The following is an 18,781-nucleotide window of genomic DNA, read 5'->3' as shown; positions in this document are numbered from 1 at the left end:
CATTATGAAATTTGACCTCAACTTTGTACCTTTCAGCCGCAGAGAATCGTTCCTTGCTGTCTCTCTTCTGCCTGAAAGCAAGAATAGACAGCAGGGCCTCTACCTACGAACTGTGCGGGGTGGAGATGATAAATTTGGTGAGGCGTTCCGTATTGAACTGTTGGATCAGCAGAATCAGACGATTCCATTCACGGCAGAAGCTTCTCCCGAAATCGTCCGGCTGAATTCACCAGTGACGCCGATCTTTGCCGAAATCTGTATTTCGGATAGTCATACCGTCCGATTCCGTTCAATAGGCTGCGGGATCCGGTTAACCTTTATCCCGGCAGCCTATGATTATGCATATGAAGTGAATAAGAATAGCTGGGAAGTGAACAGCTTTACCCATGAATGCCGTTTTATGCTGACTGGACTTGTGGGCGGAATGAAGATGGAAGTGCCGTGGGATAAGATCAAGAGCTCACGTGTGATTGCAGAGTTCACCGTAGATATGGACACAAATACGGCGGAGTTTGCCGTTGAGGAGTTCCGCACAGTATGGGAGCCTCGGCCAAAATGGAAATCCTTTGATGATGACGTAGAGGCGATCCGTACTGAATTTAGCCAGTGGCTTGACAGTAGTCTTGCGATCCCTGATCGCTGGCAGGATGCACGGGAGCTCGCGGCTTACATTACTTGGTCTTGCCTTGTTCCGGCGGAGGGATGTCTGACGCGTCCTGCCATGTATATGTCGAAGAACTGGATGACGAATATATGGAGCTGGGACCACTGCTTCAATGCGATGGCGCTTGTTCGCCATGATCCAAAGCTTGCATGGGACCAATTCATGATCTTTTTTGATCGACAAGATGAGAGCGGCTTGATTCCTGACTTTGTGAACGATAAATATGAACTTTGGAACTGCAACAAACCTCCTATTCATGGATGGACACTGGCCTGGATGATGAAACGTACGGATTATATCCGCGAGGCACAGCTTCGTGAAGTGTATGGTCCATTGTCCAAGTGGACGAAATGGTGGTTCCGGTATCGTGATGATGATGGTGATGGGATTCCCCAATATAACCACGGTAATGATTCCGGCTGGGATAACAGTACAGCATTTAATAATGGAATTCCCGTAGAAAGTCCGGATTTAGCTGCCTTTCTGATTATCCAGACAGAGCTTCTTGCTGAAATTGCTGGGTTGCTTGGGCTTACCGAGGAATCCTCTGAATGGAGAAAGCTGGCGGATGATACATTGGAGAAGATGATCAGCCACTTCTGGAAAGATGGAAGATTTATCTCCTTACGTTCAGGTACACATGAGCCTTCAGCTGGAGACAGTCTGCTGTTATTCGTTCCGATTCTACTTGGTAAACGCCTGCCGGAACCAATCAGAGATGTTCTTCTGAAAGGGCTCGGGGAGGAGAATCGCTTCCTGACGGAAAATGGTTGGGCGACCGAGAGCATAAGCAGCCCTTACTATATACCAGACGGGTACTGGCGCGGACCGATCTGGGCACCCTCGACCATGCTGCTCGTGGAAGGCGTAGCCGCAGCTGGCGACCTGGAGCTTGCTCAGGAAGTATCACGCCGCTTCTGCAATATGCTTAGCCGGAGTGGTATGGCGGAGAACTTCGACGCGCTGAGTGGTGAAGGCCTACGCGACAGGGCATTCACATGGACATCAAGTGTGTTCCTGATCCTTGGGCACGAGTACACAACCTAAAACGAATAATGCACGTCTTCGGCTGCTGTTTTAAACAGCTTTCCGGGGAGGTGCTTTTCCCTTTTCCCCGAAAAATTTTATTGCACACAGTAATTTGAAAGCGTTACCATGAAATGATTGGATTCTTCTATAGGCTCCCTGTCCATGCTAGAATGCAGGTAGATATAGTTATAGCGAGAGGGGAAGTCGTTTATGAACGTCCAGTGGTTCAGGCAGCTTAATAAACGTATTTTCTCTGGTTCCTACCGCAGTATACGGACCAAGCTGCTCTTCTGTTTTCTCATCGTCACTCTGATTCCTCTACTCTCTCTTGGTGCGTTGTCCTATTACCAATCTGCCAAAATTATTAATTCCCAGTTTGGCAAATATGGAGAAAATGCCGTAGCACAGTTGGAGCAACAAACAAGTTCATCTTTAAGCCGAATGAAACAAATGAGTGAAACGATCTACTCGTATTTACTTGATCCCGCCCATACAGATCTAAGGAATCAGGCCCCTGTGAGCTATAGTGAAATCATTGAGAAGAATGACTTTGAAGCCCTACTCAAATCGCTGCGGACGGATCTAACCGCAGGAATCTATATCATTACACCCTCCGGCTATTATTATGGAGAGAACAATTTGAATGTTGAGAAACTAAAAAATATTCCAGAATGGAAAACAAAACCCGCTTCTTATAAAGGAATATACTGGCTCGGCTTTTATATGCAAAATCATGAAATGAGCAGCTCAGGCGATTCGAATCTCCCCGTCCTTGGTCTCGCTGTTCCGATCCATAATTCCAACGGAACGCAAAACGGCAGTACCATACTCATAGAGGAGAATGCGCAGGAACTGATTCATATGTTCAAACTATTTGAGACAGATACGAAGTCACATCTGACCATTAAAGCTTCGGACGGAAGGCTTGTATATGAGAGCGCTTCAGCTTTTACGAAGCAGGATAGTGACATTACATGGAACCGGACCCTTGCCGTGAACCAGTGGACCATAGAAGCAAGATTGCCTGCCAAAGCCTTCTACCTGTCCTCGAGCATTATTCGGTCGAATACCATTGTCGTGGCAGTTATTTCATGTCTGCTTGCTTTTGGACTCGCCTATCTGTTCTCATCGAGGTTTACAGCGCGTATTCGTACGCTAAAGGATTCAATGCAGAAGGTCAGCTTCGGTAAACTGGATACACGAATGCCAATCGAAGGTAGAGATGAGCTGGGCAGCCTTGATATGAGCTTTAACCGGATGGTAAGCGGTGTCCAATCGCTCGTGCAAGAAGTGGAACAGAGCGAACGACTCAAGAAGGAAGCGGAGCTGAAGGCTTTCCATTATCAGATTAACCCCCATCTGCTGTTCAATACGTTGAACTCCATTCAGTGGAAGGCCCGTCTGGAAGGTGCTGATGATATTCGTCAGATGTTATATCACTTAACGATGGTGCTGGAAGGAAATCTGGATATATCGCAGGAACTGATCACGTTGGGCAGAGAGCTACGCATGATTGAGCATTTCCTGAAAATTCAGGAGATCAGGTACGGAAATGTTTTTAGCTATGAGCTAAGTTGTGAAGACTCGCTGAAGCAATATCTGATCCCGCGTATGACGCTGCAGCCGCTGTTTGAAAATATATTTTTCCACGGCTTCACGGATGGGATAGGTACAATCAAGCTGGATGTCATCGTAGAGAAGGATGAGCTTCTGCTGACTCTCAGGGATGATGGAGCGGGGATGACGGAAGAAAAACGGGAGCGGTTGCTTTTGCCAGATCCGAATCGTCGTGGACGCGGAGGGTTAGGCGTACAGAACGCAGACCAGAAATTCAAACTGCATTTCGGCCCACAGTACGGGCTTACGGTACATTCGACTAAGGGTGAGGGTACAACGATTGTCATTCATTGGCCCAAAGAGGAGGAGCGTCCGGATGGATACAGCAAAGAAAATTAAGGTGCTGATTGCAGATGATGAGAGCATTGTACGAAAAGGTCTACGCTCGACCGTACCTTGGGAGAGATTCGGGATGGAAGTTGTAGCTGACGCACCCAATGGACAAAAAGCCTGGGAAGCCTTTCTGGAGCATAGGCCTGAAATTGTCATTACAGATATTGTAATGCCAGAGATGGATGGCATTGAGCTGTCTCGCAAGATAAAGGAGATAGCGGCAAAGACCAAAATAATTCTGCTCAGCTGCCACCGGGATTTTGAATACGCGCAACAGGGAATTCAACTTGGGGCATCCGGATATCTCTTGAAGACCGCTTTTGAGGACGAAGAACTTGAAGAAATGTTAAATAAGTTCCAGCAGGAGCTGTCGGTCTCCCCTCCGCCCTCTCCAAAGGATCAAGAACGCATGGAAACGCTGCTCTTTGCATGGCTGAACGGGCATAGCTGTAAATTTCCAGAGGAGCTGGAGAAGCTGCATGGCGGTCCATGGCATTTTAATGGTGAGCCGCTGTTGATATATCTGATTCGAACAATAGAATGCGGAGCCTCTTGGACCGGTCTACTACAGGGTGCTGAGAAGAATGACCGTAGTATGTGCGAGGGTACGATCATTCCATATGGAGAAGAATACTGTTATTGGATCGTTCCTGATTCGCTGCGAGGGTCTGCAGACAGCCTTTTGGTAGAGAGCAAGAGCAAATTCAGTCAGCTGAAATGGACTCGCAAAGAATCGTTGCTCCACAGTGATGATCTGAAGCAGGCGTTCCAGAACCTTCATAAAGAAGCTGAGCTAGAGAGGCTGTATGGGATATCCGTAAATCATTGGCCAGATCCGATCTGGAAAGCCGTGAATCTACTATATGCTAATCCCGCAGCAGATTGGTCAGCCAGCGAACTGGCGGAAGAGGTTGGGCTCAGCCGCAGTCATTTCTCCATTCTGTTTAAGAAGGCTGTCGGTGATAGCTTCATTGCCTTCCAATATAAACGTAAATTGCGCCTTGCTTATGGTTTACTGCGGGATACACATCTAACCATGCAGGAAATTGCGGAGCGGACAGGACTTGGAGATAGCAAATATTTTAGCAAATGGTTCAAACGCTGTACGGGTCAGACCCCGAGCCATTACCGTGCCCAACAAAAAGACGACGAGTCCCGAACAGATTGACACCTGCTTCAATAAATCGAACAAAATCACAACAACATTCAAATAGATACACGTTTTGAACCGCTTTCATTCGAGTTACGATGAAAGCGGTTCAATTATTATAAACCTCATTGACAGGGGAGCTGACAATATGAAAAAGAGAACTTTACTCATTGTCCTTGCAACGACGCTGATGGTATCTATGCTGTCTGCATGCAGCGGTAACGCTGGAACAGCCAATCCGGAGAACGGCGGTTCGGATCAGACGAAGACGCTTCGTTTTGCAACCTGGGATACGGGGACGCGCTCAAGATTGAGCAGGATATCGCCAAAAAGTTTGAAGCGGAACATCCCGGCACAAAGGTGCAGGTTGAGGCCTATGCGGACGGATTTGACCAGAAGCTTGCCGCAGGATTTGGAGCCGGTAACCCGCCAGACGTCATGTATATGTGGGACTTCCCTACCTACCATCAATCTCTTGAACCCCTGGATAGCTTCGCAGAAAAGGACAAAGACCTGAAGATAGATGATTTTTACAAAGGATTGTTCAACTACGGAAAAATTGACGATAAGCTGTACGGCATTCCGGCAGGCTTCACGACTCGTGTCGTCTACTATAACAAGAAGCTCTTTGATGCTGCTGGTGTCCCTTATCCCAAAGACGGATGGGAATGGAGTGAATTTCAGGATATCGCGAAGAAGTTGACGGACAATTCCAAGAAGCAGTACGGCTTTGGTGCCCGTGCCGAGAATGATACGTATGACTTGCAGGGCTTCGTCTGGAGCAACGGTGGCTCCTTTATTTCCCCGGATGGTAAAACCATTGAAGGCTACATGAACAGTAAGGAAACTGCTGAAGCTATCCAAATGTTTGGTGATATGGTGAAGAACGGCACCGCCGTGCTCACAGGTGGTAAAGGCCAGCAAAGCGGTGATGATATTTTTAAAGGCGGTAAGATTGCTATGTGGGAGAGCGGAATCTGGCCGCTCGAATCTTTCAAACAAGCGGGAATTGATGTAGGTACGGTCGAAATTCCAGCTTTCCCAGGCAAACCGGTTAAAGGTGTATTGGCCGAATCTGCGCTGTCTATTGCCAAAGACTCCAAGCACAAAGATCTAGCATGGGAATTCGTTAAATTTTATGTCTCTAATGAATCAATCAAAATGCGCGTTGCTGACCTGCCGGTACGACAAAGTGTTGTAAATGAGCTCAAGAAGGATCAGGACCCACTCTACAAACCTTATTACACGATGCTTGAGCGTTCGGACAACACACCTGCATTTCTACTCAATCCGAAGTGGAATGAAGTGAACCGACAGCTGTCGGCTGCGGTGGAAGCCGTCATGCACGGTAGCAATGCCCAAGAAGCGCTGAATCAGGCGGTTAAGGACAGCGAGCGATATTTGAAATAACACTTGTAGAAAGAAGGTTGGGAGATGGCTCAGACCTACCTGCAGAATACATCGGAACCGACAGCTACCCTTAAGGCCTTAAAAAAACGAAAATGGGGTGGGCTTGCCCCTACCTCTTTATCTTCCCATGGATATTTGGATTTGTTTTCTTCACTTTAGGACCTCTGCTATTTTCACTGGTCATTTCATTTTTTGATTGGCCAATTGTCGGTAAAGTAACTTTTATCGGGATAGACAACTACGTAGAGATGTTTTCGAATGATCCACTTTTTTGGAAATCTTTATTTGTAACACTGAAATTTGCAGCCCTCTTCGTCCCGCTCAATATTGTAGTTGCACTAGGACTTGCCATGCTGCTAAATCAAAGGGTTAGAGGAAGCGCCATTTTTCGTACGGCATTTTATCTCCCCTCTGTAATCTCAGGTGTGGCGCTTGCTATGATCTGGTCCTGGGTATACAGCGGAGACTATGGAATCCTGAACTATTTCTTATCTGTCCTTGGCATTCAGGGGCCCGATTGGCTAAATGATACGAACTGGTCACTCGTTGCGATGGTCGTCGCCAGTCTCTGGGGACAAGGATCCATGATGCTTATTTTCCTAGCTGGACTTAAAGGCATTCCTAAGGACCTGTACGAATCGGCTTCAATCGACGGAGCAGGTAAAATCCGAAAGTTCTTGAGTGTAACCATTCCGATGATTACGCCAACCATTCTGTTCAATCTCATCACATCGATTATTGCAGCATTCCAGCAGCTAACCCTGGCTCTTCTACTCACGGGAGGCGGGCCAATGAAATCAACCTATTTCTATGCGATGTATATGTATGAGAACGCTTTCAAATATTTCAAGATGGGTTACTCTGCCGCCAACGCCTGGTTTATGTTCCTGATTGTGCTTACCTTGACGTTTCTGGTATTCAAATCTTCGGAAGCCTGGGTGTTCTATGAAGGTGAAATGAAAAAGAATCCGCAGAAGAAGCTTAAAGCCAGTAAAAGGGGGCGGTCCTGATGAAAAAAGTATTTGCTTACGCGTTGCTGATTTTGTTCTCACTGCTGTTCATCGCCCCACTCTTCTGGGCGGTGACCACGGCGCTGAAATCACCGCAGGAGCTTTATCTGTTTCCTCCCAAATGGATTCCGTCCGAATGGAAATTCAGTAACTTCGCAGAAGCATGGAACATCCAGCCCTTTAATCTATTTTTGAAAAATACACTGCTCGTTACGGTTTTATCCACCATAGGTCAGCTGATATCCTGCACACTCGTCGCTTACGGCTTCGCCAGATTCCAGTTCAAAGGGCGTGATTTCCTGTTTCTTGTCGTCCTGGCGACTATGATGATCCCGTGGGAAGTAACGATGATTCCGCAGTATATGGAGTTCAACTATTTGGGTTGGATCAACACACTCAAACCGCTGATTATTCCGTCGTGGTTCGGCTCTGCCTATTATATCTTTTTGTTACGGCAGTTCATTATGACCCTGCCCCGGGAGCTGGATGAAGCAGCGACGATTGACGGCGCCAGTAAAATGACGATTCTGCTTCGAATCATCGTGCCTCTAATGGGACCTTCACTGATTCTGGTCTCCGTATTCCAGTTCATGAGTTGTTGGAATGACTATCTGGGACCGCTCATTTTCCTGAATGATCAGACGAAATATACGTTAACGCTTGGCCTATCTCAATTCAAGGGCATGTACGGTGTTGATATGCAGTCCATTATGGCCATCACCTGCTTAATTTCGATTCCTCCGCTTGCCATTTTCTTCTTCGCCCAGCGTTACATTGTCGGCGGAATTGCCACGACAGGTATTAAAGGATAGGACACATAGATAGATGAAGGGGATGACGATCATGAATGTTATAAACATTGAGCGCGACTGGGATAACCTCAGCGTGCTGGAGAGAAACCGTGCGAAGAGTCGCTCCTATTTTATTCCTCATTCTAATGCAGAAAGTGCTCTGAGCTATGACAGAGGAAGCTCTCCGTGGTTCAAATCGTTGAATGGCATTTGGAAATTCCAATTTGCTGAGGGGCCAGAGCTGGCACCCCCGGATTTTCATCAAAATGAATACGACACCTCAGGTTGGGATGATATCCCTGTCCCTGGCCACTGGCAGTTGCAAGGCTACGGAAATCCGCATTACACGGACCTGTACTATCCATTCCCTGTCGATCCTCCTCATGTACCTAATGATAATCCAACGGGTAGCTACGTAAGGGAATTCACGCTGCCAGACCATTGGGACGGAAGAGTTATTTCACTTAAGTTCGACGGTGTAGATAGCGCATTTCATGTATGGCTGAATGGTTCGTTTGTCGGGTACAGCCAAGGCAGCCGTCTGACATCAGAATTTGATCTGACCCCTCACCTGCAGACAGGAGTTAACCGTCTGGCAGTCCGGGTTTACCAGTGGTCCGACGGTAGTTATTTGGAGGACCAGGATATGTGGTGGATGAGTGGCATTTTCCGCGATGTCTATCTGGTCTCCGAGCCTTCAGCGTTACGCATTACAGATTATCGAGTTATAACCGAGCTAGATACCGAGTTTACAAATGCGGTACTGTCCGTTCGCTTAGACCTTAATGGAGAAGAAGTTCAGGGCAAGGTACAGTTGCAACTGCTGAATAAAGTTGGAACGCAGATCCTGTCTGCTGAGAAGAATCTAAGCCATTCTTCAAGCGTTGAGTTCAATCTGCCGGTGGCGAAGCCTTCCTTATGGAATGCCGAATCTCCTTATTTATATCATCTGATCATTTCATTGGTCGATTCGAACAATCAGGTTATAGAGACTGTTGCCCAACGTGTCGGGTTCCGCCGTGTGGAGGTCAGGGATGGACAGTTCTTGGTGAATGGCGTAGCAATCCTTCTCAAAGGTGTAAACCGACATGACCATCATCCAGATACGGGGCGAACCGTTACGGTATCCACCATGCGCGAAGATATCCAAATGATGAAGCAGCACAATATCAATGCGGTGCGGACAGCACATTATCCGAATGACCCGCGGTTCTATGATCTATGTGATGAGTACGGGCTATACGTTATGGAAGAGACGGACCTGGAGACGCACGGCTTCGAGCCGCTGGGCAATATTTCACGTCTTAGCGACGACCCGGCTTGGAAGGATGCTTATGTTGACCGTATCCGCCGTATGGTGGAGCGCGACAAAAATCACCCTTCCGTGATTTTCTGGTCTCTCGGCAATGAATCGGGCTTCGGCTGCAATTTCCGCGCGATGTCTGAGTGGTGCAAAGCCAATGATTCCACACGACTTATCCATTATGAAGAAGACCGTGAAGCGGAAGTATGTGATGTGGTGAGCACGATGTATTCTTCTGTGGAGAAAATGGAAGGCTTCGGCCAGCTAACCGATCATCCGAAGCCGCATATCCTATGTGAGTTTGCCCATGCGATGGGCAATGGACCCGGAGGGTTACGAACGTATTTTGACACCTTTGATGCTTATCGGCGCCTTCAAGGCGGATTTGTCTGGGAATGGATCGACCATGGGCTTAGCAGAACAACAATCGATGGCAAGACTGATTATGCTTACGGCGGCGATTACGGTGATGTACCGAATAACAGTAATTTTGTTATTGATGGGCTGGTTCGTCCAGACCGCACCCCCTCTCCGGGGCTCATTGAATATAAGAAAATTATCGAGCCTGTGAAGGTAGAAATGATAGACGCAGGAAAGATTCGCGTAACGAATCGGTATGATTTCGTGACACTGGATCATCTGCAGGTCCACTACAGTGTCACGGCTGATGGACGAACGTTTAACAGCGATGTACTCGTACTTCCACAGGTGGGCCCAGGTGATAGCACAGACTTATTCATTCCAAATTTGATAGATGAGCGGTCGATCCTTCTCGCTCCGGCTACAGAGATGTGGCTGAATGTCGGCTTCACGCTGGCAGCTGACTGTGCTTGGGCGGCGCAAGGGCATGAAGTAGCCTGGGCACAGTTTGCACTGCCAAGTCATTCAAGTTCGACTGTCTCTTCCCCATCGCAACTGCCTGCAGAGCAGAAATTGTCAGTCACCGAAGAAGGACGCCAGCTAGTTCTTGCGAATGACTGTTTCCGCATTTCTTTTAATCGTCTACATGCAGGGTTTACGTCCCTTCGCCTGAACGGAAAGGAGCTCATTCAACTTGGACCACGACTGAATTTCTGGCGCGCTCCGATTGATAACGATATGTATGTGCTCCCAGATTGGCGCAAGGCACACCTCGATCGACTGACCGAGCGGATAGACGATTTCCGCTGGGATCGATTGGATGAAACGTCTGTGCGTATGACTTGGACTTCACGCATAGCACCCCCTGTCTACGATTGGGGCTTCCGCTGTGAAACGTCCTATACGGTTACTGCAAGTGGACTAATCATTATAGATGTGAAGGGAATGCCGGAAGGAACACCCCCTGCTATGCTCCCGAAGATCGGTCTTCAAATGGAAGTTCCAGGTGATATAGACCGGGTGAAATGGTATGGCCGTGGACCGGGTGAGAGCTATTCGGATAGCCGGGAGGCCGGACGCTTCGGCGTATATCAGAGCAGTGTAGATGGATTATTCACGTCATATATTTATCCTCAGGAGAACGGAAATCGGACAGATGTAAGATGGGTGTCGATCGCTGATGGAGCAGGAATGGGTCTGCTGGCAGCAGGAGCCCCAACGCTTGATTTCAGCGCCAGACGTTACACCGACAGTGATCTGGAGAAGGCGCAGCATATGAGTGATTTGGCACCTCGTGATTTCATCACACTGAACCTGGATTACAGACAGAACGGACTGGGAAGCAACAGCTGCGGCCCAGCACAGTCCCCAGAGAATACGATTACGCCGGAAGCGTTCCAGTTCCGCATCTTGCTTCAGGCATATATGGCAGAGGATAGCTCTCCTGAACGGCTTAGCCGCCGAATGAGTATAGAAGCGATGCAACATGAAATGGAGGAGAATAAACATGCTTAATACACAGGACGTTTTGAATTTATCTGGCAAGGTAGCCGTCGTTACTGGTGGGGCATCAGGCATTGGGCTGGCCACCGCTGAGCTTCTGGCGAGCTTCGGGGCACATGTTGCCTTGATTGATATCAATGAGGCTGCGGGTAAAGAGGCAGTCGCCAGTATCCGTCAACAGGGAGGTCAGGCCAGCTTTTACTGCTGCAACGTGACCTCTTCCGCAGACTGTGAACGCACAGCATCAGAGATTGAATCAGTGCTTGGAGGGATTCACATCCTGTTCAATAACGCAGGCGTCATCCGCCGCAAAACGGTTACCGAGTTGGATGAAAGAGACTGGGATCTTGTACTGGATGTCTCGCTCAAAGGTGTCTTTCTCCTCTCTAAATATGTAATTCCCATTATGGAGCATAGCGGCGGAGGCAGCATCATTAACACAGGCTCAGGTTGGGGACTGAAAGGTGGAGACCGCGCAGCAGCTTATTGCGCCGCAAAAGCAGGCGTTGTCAATCTCACGCGTGCGATGGCTATCGACCATGGCGCAGCGAACATTCGAGTCAACTGTGTTTCACCAGGGGATACGGATACACCGCTCCTGCGTGACGAAGCGAAGCAGCTGCAGCAAGATGAGTCCGCATTTCTGGTTGCCTCTGCAGGAGGCAGACCACTGGAGCGTCTAGGCACACCGCGTGATATCGCGAATGCCGTATTATTCCTGGCGAGTGACTTGTCCTCATGGGTAACAGGTAGTGTGCTCGTTGTTGACGGAGGCGGAATTGCTTAGGGCGGATAAGTAAGAATATTTTCTCAACATATGAACGGAGGCGTTAATTGTGGCTCACAACAAAACATATGCCCATCCCTATATTCCAAATACCGTTCCGGAGGTCCGGGACGCGATGCTGAAAGAAATAGGTCTCACGTCTATGGAGCAGCTCCATGACGCGATTCCTGACAGCCTGAAGCTGCAGCGGAAGATGGATCTTCCGCCAGCCATGAACGAGTATGAACTGCGCCGACATATTGATGGACTGCTAGCGAAGAACAAGCATGGTGGAGATTATCTTAATTTTCTGGGTGCAGGATGCTGGCAGCATTTCATCCCGGCTGTATGCGACGAGATCAATCAGCGTTCTGAATTCGTGACAGCCTATGCTGGAGAACCTTACGAGGACCATGGTCGGTTCCAGGCCCTGTTCGAATATCAGAGCCTGCTTGCCGAACTCGTGGATATGGATGTCGTAAACGTTCCAACCTTCGACTGGGCTCAGGCGGCTTCCACTGCAATCCGCATGGCGGGACGTATTACAGGGCGCAAAATCGTGCTGCTCCCTCGTTCTGTAGATCCTGATAAGGCAGCAATTATTCGGAATTACTGCACCCCGGTCATGGATATCCAGTATGTTGACATCGATCAGGTGACAGGACGAATGGATCTGAATGATCTGCGTAACAAATTAAGTGACGATACGGCAGCGATATATTTTGAAAATCCCGGTTACCTTGGAATCATTGAGGATCAGGGAGCTGAAATATCTGAGCTTGCTCATAAAATAAATGCGGTATCTATTGTAGGTGTTGATCCCATTTCACTTGGAGTTCTGGAGCCACCAAGCCGTTACGGAGCGGATATCATTTGCGGAGATTTGCAGCCGCTGGGTATGCATATGAACTTTGGCGGTGGGCAGGCTGGCTTTATCGCAACACGTGATGAGGAAAAATACGTAATGGAATACCCTTCGCGACTATTTGGCATCGTGCCAACCGAGGTGGAAGGCGAATATGGCTTCGGGGATGTTGCCTATGAACGTACCTCATTCGCTCTTCGGGAGAAAGGCAAGGAATCGGTAGGAACTCAGACCGCTTTATGGGGTATTACGGCAGGAGTATATCTAGCCCTCCTCGGTCCCAACGGTATGCAGGAGGTCGGCAGTACCATTATCCAGAAATCGCATTACGCTGCGAAACAGATATCACGAATTCCAGGTGTGTCTCTTCGCTTCGAAAACGGCACCTTTTTCAAAGAGTTTGTTGTTGATTTTAATGATACAGGTCTAACCGTTGACGAGATCAACCAGAGACTAATGAAGACAGGGATTTTTGGAGGCAAGGATTTATCTTCATCCTACCCTGCGTGGGGTCAATGTGCACTCTACTGCGTCACGGAAACGCATACCCAGGCGGATTTGGACCGACTTGTCGATGCTCTTCGTTCCATTGTCAGCACATCATAATGATTATATAGAGGAGGACTGAACGCCATGAAACGGATTCGCAGAGATCATAAAGTTCGTAAGTTTCACCAAGCGAAATGGGATGAGCCCGTTATCTTTGAACTTCATCGGCCAGGAGAGCGGGGCGTCATCCCGCCGGGAACGGAAGCAGCTGTAGCCGCTGATGTAGGTAGCGCGGAAGACAGCATACCGGCGTCCATGTGGCGGCGCAATACACCGGCTTTGCCAGAAATCGGGCAGGCCAAGGTACTGCGGCATTATCTGAGATTATCCCAGGAAACGCTGGGATCAGATATGAACGTGGAAATCGGGCAGGGAACCTGCACGATGAAATATATTCCCGGATTAACGAAATGCTTATCCGCAATCCACGTATGACTGAGCTTCATCCACTACAGGATGTGGATTCTGTTCAGGGCATGCTCGAAATATTCCATAATCTTGATCTGGCAATGCGAGAGATTTCCGGTATGGATGCATTCTCCTTTCAGCCGAGTAGCGGAACCCAGGCACTTCTGGCTATGGCCTCTATCGTCCGCGCCTATCATGATTCGCGTGGTGAAGGTGAGCAGCGTGATGAGATCATTACAACGATCTTCTCTCATCCTTCTCAGGCCGCTACAGCTGCCGTTAAGGGATATAAGATCATTACGTTGCATCCCGACGAGGATGGATTCCCGGACCTTGAGAAGCTGAAGAGCGTTGTCTCCGAGCGGACAGCCGGATTCGTCGTGGCTAATCCAGAGGACACAGGCATCTATAACCATCGTATCCGCGAGTTTACGGATGTGGTGCACGCAGCGGGTGGCGTCTGCTATTATGATCAGGCTAACGCGAATGGTCTACTCGGGATAACACGAGCGAAGGAAGCGGGTTTTGATATGTGCTTCTTCAATCTCCACAAAACCTTTGCTGCGCCCCATATGTGCGGCGGTCCTGCGACAGGTGCTCTCGGGGTGACAGACGCCCTTAAGAGTTTCATGCCTGGGCCATTGGTGGATAAGGAAGCGGGCGGACGGTATCTCTTGAAAGATCAGACTGAAGTCAGCATTGGTAAGGTGCGTAGTTTTCACGGTGTAGCCCAAACCGTACTCCGCTCCTACGCCTGGATTATGAGTCTGGGACCCGATGGTCTGAAGGATGTCGCCCAGGTTGCGGTGCTGAATAACAACTATTTATATCATAAAATTGTTCAAATACGCGGAGCGAGTGCCCCGTATGTTCAAGGACGTCGTTTAGAGCAGGTCCGCTACAGCTGGAAGCAGCTAACCGATGAGACCGGAGTGACGACCGAGGATATTACGCGGAGAATGTGCGACTTCGGCCTGCATTACTGGACCTCACATCACCCATATATTGTTCCACAGCCTTTCACACTGGAGCCAACCGAATCCTATTCCAAGGAAGATCTCGACGAATATATCCATGCGCTGGAGCATATCTCGAATGAAGCTTATACACAGCCAGATATCGTCAAATCGGCTCCGCACAGCAGCACGGTGCATCGCAATGATGAATCATCTTTGGACGATCCGAAGCAGTGGTGTATTACTTGGCGTGCATATTTGAAGAAAACACAACCCGAACTTCAGGAACAGCATTAGCTTGTACACAGCACCCTACTTTAGTGTTCATATATAGGAGCATTAATATTACAAGTTCTATAAATAGACAGTAAAAAGACCCTCAACACGTGTTGAGGGTCTTTTTCTATAGCTTCCATAGCTTTAAGTTGGAGTTAAGATCGGAATTCTTATTCACTCAGCATGGACTGTGTAAAACTGATCCACTCGCGGGTTGCGAAGGATAAGTATCGATCCCTCCGCCAGATCATGCCGAGCTGCCACGGAATTACGGGCTCCATCACGGGTATAATGCGTACACGCATATGATCCACCTCACGGCAGATTGTCTCTGGCAGCAACGCCACACCCAAATTGGCCGCTACCATCGCACTGAGCAGATCCCACTGGGAGCTCTCATACACTACCCGGGGTTGAAATCCCACATGCTGGCAGGCTGCAATAATCCGGTCATGTAGTGCAAAATCTTCTCGAAACAGCACAAACGCATCATGCTCCAGTTCACGCAGAGCGACCGACTCTTTACCCGCAAGCGGGTGCGAAGGGTGTACGAGCAGATTCAGCTTCTCTTTTACAAAAACAAAATGATCCACCAGTTCATCCACTGTTGGCAGTACAGCAACACCAATATCCAGTGCACCGCTGATGACATCAGCCTCCACTTTTTTGGCACCATCCTCAAATAGCTGAATGGTTACCTGAGGGTAAGCTTTATGGAATTCACCGATAATCATCGGAAAAAAGCTGGATCCCACCATCGGTGGCAGACCAATTCGAAGATGTCCCTTCTTCAGATTCATCAGATCGTCCAGCTCGGACGACAGACTGCGAAATGATTTTTCAATCTCCAGCGCCTGCCGGAAAAGACATGCCCCGCATCCGTCAGCGCAACCTTCTTGCCATAACGATCCAACAGAGTTACGCCCAATTCATCTTCAAGACTTTTGACCGTTTTGCTAATCGTCGGTTGTGTAATGAACAACACTTCGGCTGCTTTGGTGAAGCTTTGCTGCCGGGCAACTTCGAGAAAATATTGCAAATGGCGGATATCCATCGTCTGATCCCCATCCTTCATAGATAAATGGAATGGTAAACATTCTTAATATGCATTTTACTCATGAAAGAATGCGATGTAAAATTTGTGATATCAAACAATGTTTCCATTCATTTTCATAAACATTTCAAAATCATCACGTTAATTATACAAGGAGGGATTAAAGTGAAGAAATGGGGCCTTGGCATTTTGCAAGTTGCACTCTTAATGGCCTTTTCACTGCTCATGGACCAGTTGGCCCGTGCTCTCCATCTACCTATACCCGGTTCCATACTTGGCATGGTCGTGCTGTTCATTTTGCTTCAGACCGGGGTCGTGAAGCTGCGTTGGATTGAAATTGGAGCTGCCTGGCTGCTCGGTGAGCTATTGCTGTTTTTTATCCCCTCAGCCGTCGGTATTATGAACTACATGCCCATGTTGGAGCAAGACGGATTGCAAATTCTGTTTATTGTTCTGCTCAGCACATTTTTGGTCATGGCCTGCACGGGACTTGTTGCCACCCGAATCGCCAAACGAAAGGAGCGTCACACCGGATGATTGGATTTCTCTGTCTCTTGTTAACCGTCGGTATATATTGGGTCGCCAAACGCATGTATCGTAACCTGCCCAAAGTTTATCTCTCTCCGCTGCTGATTACGCCGCTGCTTGTCGTTGGCGTGCTGCTCGCAACAGGTACGGATTACGCAGCCTACAGCAGTGGCGGCAAATGGCTAAGTCTTCTGCTTCAACCGGCTACGGTAGCCTTTGCCATACCGCTTTATACGTTTTTCCATGTACTCAAAAAACATATTTCCGAGATCGTCTTTAGTGTAATGACAGGCTCTGTGGTGGCGGTCCTCTCTTCTGCCCTGCTCGCCAAATGGCTGCGCCTGGATTCAGGACTCATTCATAGTCTGATCCCGAGATCGATTACGACTCCAATTGCGATGAACGTATCGGCTACGATTGGCGGCATTCCGGCTATTACAGCGGTTTTTGTCATCATGACTGGTCTGCTGGGGGCAATTATGGGGCCGTCCATTGTGAAAATGCTGCGTATTGATGGCGAGATCGCACGTGGAACGCTGTTTGGAACCGGTGCCCACGGAACAGGCACATCCAAGGCATTTGAGCTCAGTTCGCTGACGGGAACGATCTCCAGCATCTCCATGGTGCTAGCTGCGTTGTTCACTTTAGCAGTTGCACCTATACTTTCTAAACTTATTTTCCCATAATAGCTGGAAAGATCCCTTTTATTTGAAATATTATTGTTGTATTAAAGCCCTTTCTTCCTTACAATAAGGACAGGTTTTAATTGAGAATACTGCGGGGGAGATGCGATGAAAAGAACCGGAATGAAGAGATCTCTGGACCGCCTTGGACGAATTGTCCTTCCCAAAGAAATGCGGGATACGATGGAAATCCATATCGGCGATCCGCTTGAGTTTTTCATTGAAGGGAAAGAGTTGATTTTGAGAAAGTACAAATCAACGTTGTGTGTGTTTTGCGGTGATGTGGATACGGAAATGTATTTCAAAGAGCAATTCATCTGCCGGACTTGTGCAAATCAATTAAAACACCCGGATGACACTCCCGAATGGTTCGTTCCTCAGAACAAACAGGCTCCTGCACCCGTGGAGCGTCCTGCTACTGAATCCGCCACAGTCTCGTCTCCCGTATTGGAAGAAGGGGCTACAGCTGCCAACCAAGAGTACCCGGACCTGCGGCCGAAAACGGCACGAATGTTGCAACAGATGAAGGAAATTGTTGAACAGAATCCCGGTTTGGCTCAACAGCAAATTGCGGAAAAGCTTGGTATTAGCCAAGGACGCGTCTCCCAATTAAAAAAATTGCTATAAGAAAAACGTCTTTCGAGTGACTTTTTTGATTATTTATAATCAGGAGACCTTCCGAACGAAGGAAGTCCTACTGCAAGAGAACCCTTTGATCACTGTGGGTTCTTCTTTTTTTTATATTCATACGTTAATAATGGAAAGGAGTTCTATGGATAAAATCCGGTATTTGTCACAATTTAACCTCATGTCCTGCCTGTCAGAAGCAGACCTAGCGGAAATGGACAGCATGACGTCCATTACAACCATGCCGAAGAATACAATCATCCAGACACCCGATACATTTGCAGAAGGCTTCTATTTTGTCAAAAAGGGAAGAGTCCGTCTGTATACGTTAAATGAAGAGGGAAAACAGTTTACATTTGATATTTTGGGAGAAGGGAATGTGTTTGGCGAAATGAACGGCATTTCACTCGGCACACGTACCGTTTATATCGATACCATGGAAGAATGCGACATTTGTCTGATGGACAGGCAGCGTTTTGAACAGTTTCTGATTGAACATCCCCAGTTTATGATGAATCTGATGAGAGTGCTGAGTGAGCGAATCATGGGAATGAGTGAGTTGACACAGAAGCTGGCACTCGGCAACCTGCATGACAAAATTATGCATAATCTCGTTCGACTGGCCAATCAGATTGGATGGTTGGAAGAGGAAGAGTATTGTCGAATCAATCTTGCGCTCACCCATCAGGAGATTGCCTGGATGGCTGGAGCAACACGAGAATCCGTTAGTGCTGCTTTGCAAGTGCTTACGAGAACCGGACGCATTCGCACTGGATTCAAGTCAGTATCCCTGCATCACGATGAAATGTTCGTATCAAACAGGTTAAACGGTCAGTTGTAAGGTGCATTACATCTTGTTTCTGCTGCTAATTGTATCGTGTAGATGAATGAATCTACAT

Annotated in this window: 12 protein-coding genes and 3 pseudogenes; 14 read left to right on the top strand and 1 reads right to left on the bottom strand. The window is 48.1% G+C overall.

Features of this window, described 5'->3' with window-relative positions:
- The first annotated feature begins 4 nt into the window (after positions 1-4).
- The 10 genes and pseudogenes from ACTWJ7_RS04145 to gcvPB all read left to right on the top strand — a co-directional run bounded on the left by ACTWJ7_RS04145 (position 5) and on the right by gcvPB (position 15,011).
- Positions 5-1,711, top strand: a complete 1,707-nt coding sequence (locus ACTWJ7_RS04145; protein ID WP_301880333.1) for an amylo-alpha-1,6-glucosidase — start codon at positions 5-7, stop codon at positions 1,709-1,711.
- A gap of 192 nt (positions 1,712-1,903) precedes the next feature.
- Complete coding sequence (locus ACTWJ7_RS04140; protein ID WP_301880335.1) at positions 1,904-3,649, top strand: sensor histidine kinase; 1,746 nt, start codon at positions 1,904-1,906, stop codon at positions 3,647-3,649.
- Positions 3,627-4,811, top strand: coding sequence for a response regulator transcription factor (locus ACTWJ7_RS04135; protein ID WP_301880336.1), 1,185 nt, complete (start codon positions 3,627-3,629; stop codon positions 4,809-4,811). Before ACTWJ7_RS04140 ends, ACTWJ7_RS04135 begins: the two co-directional genes overlap by 23 nt.
- 130 nt (positions 4,812-4,941) lie before the next feature.
- Positions 4,942-6,203, top strand: a pseudogene (locus ACTWJ7_RS04130) (ABC transporter substrate-binding protein).
- Positions 6,204-6,295: 92 nt separating this feature from the next.
- Positions 6,296-7,213 carry a carbohydrate ABC transporter permease gene (locus ACTWJ7_RS04125; protein WP_443145149.1) on the top strand — a complete coding sequence of 306 codons (918 nt, stop codon included), beginning with the start codon at positions 6,296-6,298 and terminating at the stop codon, positions 7,211-7,213.
- Positions 7,213-8,025, top strand: a complete 813-nt coding sequence (locus ACTWJ7_RS04120; protein WP_024629878.1) for a carbohydrate ABC transporter permease — start codon at positions 7,213-7,215, stop codon at positions 8,023-8,025. Before ACTWJ7_RS04125 ends, ACTWJ7_RS04120 begins: the two co-directional genes overlap by 1 nt.
- 31 nt (positions 8,026-8,056) lie before the next feature.
- A complete protein-coding gene (gene ebgA / locus ACTWJ7_RS04115; protein WP_301880341.1) occupies positions 8,057-11,182 on the top strand; it encodes a beta-galactosidase subunit alpha in 3,126 nt (1,041 codons plus the stop codon).
- Positions 11,175-11,957 carry an SDR family NAD(P)-dependent oxidoreductase gene (locus tag ACTWJ7_RS04110; protein WP_301880342.1) on the top strand — a complete coding sequence of 261 codons (783 nt, stop codon included), beginning with the start codon at positions 11,175-11,177 and terminating at the stop codon, positions 11,955-11,957. Before ebgA ends, ACTWJ7_RS04110 begins: the two co-directional genes overlap by 8 nt.
- 49 nt (positions 11,958-12,006) lie before the next feature.
- Positions 12,007-13,407: an aminomethyl-transferring glycine dehydrogenase subunit GcvPA gene (gene gcvPA / locus ACTWJ7_RS04105; RefSeq protein ID WP_301880343.1), complete on the top strand. Its 1,401-nt coding sequence runs from the start codon at positions 12,007-12,009 to the stop codon at positions 13,405-13,407.
- A 27-nt stretch (positions 13,408-13,434) separates the two neighbouring features.
- A pseudogene (gene gcvPB / locus ACTWJ7_RS04100) lies at positions 13,435-15,011 on the top strand (aminomethyl-transferring glycine dehydrogenase subunit GcvPB).
- Positions 15,012-15,160: 149 nt separating this feature from the next.
- Here the strand turns inward: gcvPB and cidR are convergent.
- Positions 15,161-16,044 (bottom strand): annotated as a pseudogene (gene cidR, locus ACTWJ7_RS04095) (cidABC operon transcriptional activator CidR).
- A gap of 165 nt (positions 16,045-16,209) precedes the next feature.
- On the opposite strand from cidR, the gene ACTWJ7_RS04090 reads away from it, so the two are divergent.
- The 4 genes from ACTWJ7_RS04090 (at position 16,210) to ACTWJ7_RS04075 (ending at position 18,723) form a co-directional block, all read left to right on the top strand.
- Complete coding sequence (locus tag ACTWJ7_RS04090; RefSeq protein WP_024629872.1) at positions 16,210-16,581, top strand: CidA/LrgA family protein; 372 nt, start codon at positions 16,210-16,212, stop codon at positions 16,579-16,581.
- Entirely contained in the window at positions 16,578-17,258 is a 681-nt protein-coding gene (locus ACTWJ7_RS04085) for a CidB/LrgB family autolysis modulator (RefSeq protein ID WP_024629871.1), read from the top strand. The genes ACTWJ7_RS04090 and ACTWJ7_RS04085 overlap by 4 nt, the downstream gene beginning before the upstream one ends.
- A gap of 105 nt (positions 17,259-17,363) precedes the next feature.
- The gene (locus ACTWJ7_RS04080; RefSeq protein WP_301880348.1) at positions 17,364-17,882 is read left to right on the top strand and encodes an AbrB/MazE/SpoVT family DNA-binding domain-containing protein; all 519 of its coding nucleotides are present in this window, start codon (positions 17,364-17,366) and stop codon (positions 17,880-17,882) included.
- Between the two features lie 145 nt (positions 17,883-18,027).
- Positions 18,028-18,723, top strand: coding sequence for a Crp/Fnr family transcriptional regulator (locus ACTWJ7_RS04075; RefSeq protein WP_301880349.1), 696 nt, complete (start codon positions 18,028-18,030; stop codon positions 18,721-18,723).
- The last annotated feature ends 58 nt before the right edge of the window (positions 18,724-18,781 follow it).

This window comes from Paenibacillus sp. 1A_MP2, from assembly GCF_052244825.1.
Taxonomy (GTDB): Bacteria; Bacillota; Bacilli; order Paenibacillales; family Paenibacillaceae; genus Paenibacillus; species Paenibacillus vandeheii.
The sequence above is the reverse complement of the archived record's forward strand: the minus strand, read 5'-3'. Positions and strand labels throughout refer to the sequence as shown.